The organism is Nitratidesulfovibrio liaohensis, from assembly GCF_011682075.1.
In the GTDB taxonomy this organism is placed as follows: Bacteria; Desulfobacterota; Desulfovibrionia; order Desulfovibrionales; family Desulfovibrionaceae; genus Cupidesulfovibrio; species Cupidesulfovibrio liaohensis.
In genome coordinates, this window is record NZ_VSMK01000609.1 from 1 (window position 1) to 1,122 (window position 1,122).

1 protein-coding gene is annotated in these 1,122 nt (G+C 48.3%); it reads right to left on the reverse strand.

The features are described from left to right. On the reverse strand, positions 1–710 hold a 710-nt coding region (locus FVW27_RS16620), incomplete at its 3' end, for a hypothetical protein (RefSeq protein WP_208294857.1). Between the last annotated feature and the right edge of the window lie 412 nt (positions 711–1,122).

Consider the following 1,122-nt stretch of genomic DNA (forward strand, 5'->3'; position numbering starts at 1 on the left):
CCCGCCAATAAGACTCCTTTTTCGACCTTCGCCTGCGATTCGACGGCATACCCGCACCTCCTTGATTGGAGGATGAGCATGCAGGATTTCAAACGAGGGCGGTAGAAGGAGGTGATGTGACGCTTACCAACAAGCCACCCATGATCCAATGATATCTGAGAAGCTGTTTCCTCGTCCAAGGCGCAAAGCACAGTATGCAGCGGTTCTGCTACAAGTTTATGCAGATCGAACAACGGAAAACACCCGTGAAATGCGCGCCACTGCCACTCTGAATGACAAGAATTGTATTTATTATTCTTATAGAACTTGACGAGTGGGAGCTTAAAGACCGTTCCTTTTTCATCAAAAAACTTAACAACACCTCCTCTCAGATCACCATTATCTTTTGTATAATGGTAAAATACTCCACTTGCATTATTCAACTTATAGTAAGGATAGCTATTCGCACCTCTTTTAAAACCTCTAGCCTCGACACCGGCTCTGCACTCATGCCAACCGGGGTCGCACCCCTGAAAAAAGCGCGCCTCAGGGCTCGTGTCTATGTTCAACAATGCCGCAATTCTAAAAAAACCACGAATAGTGTCGAACCCTAAATGTAACGTCAACAAATCGACCAAACTTTGCCCATGCCGACCATTTGAATGGTGTAACCATGCCCCATATTCTCTTTTTCCTGGATCAATCTCAACGATGAAGTCATCGTTCGACATAGAAACATCCAAACGATCGAAAGCAGCTTGTGGGTTCTTGCGAAGCTCAATCTCGACCGTTTCACGCGCCAAGTACTCCAAGATAGATAGACGCCGAACTGCGTCCTGCTCAGTGGAGTACTCACGAAACCTTGGACTAAATGTACAAGTCCTACCCGAATAATGATTCGTATACATACATACCTCGTGGCACTCGTGGTAAAGATAGGAATTGGCCGCGCCACACCAAAGCGTGGTCAGGAGCAACGCGGCCAATCACGGACACGCTTAGCCCACTCCAAAACCATCAGTAAGATAGCCAAGTACTTCAGCACTCCGGCTTTGTGGGGCAGGTGCGCCGCCCCGGATGGTTTTGGGTTCAGGCTCCTTCACCCGGCGAGCAAACCACTCCATGAACGAATCTCGCTCGTAG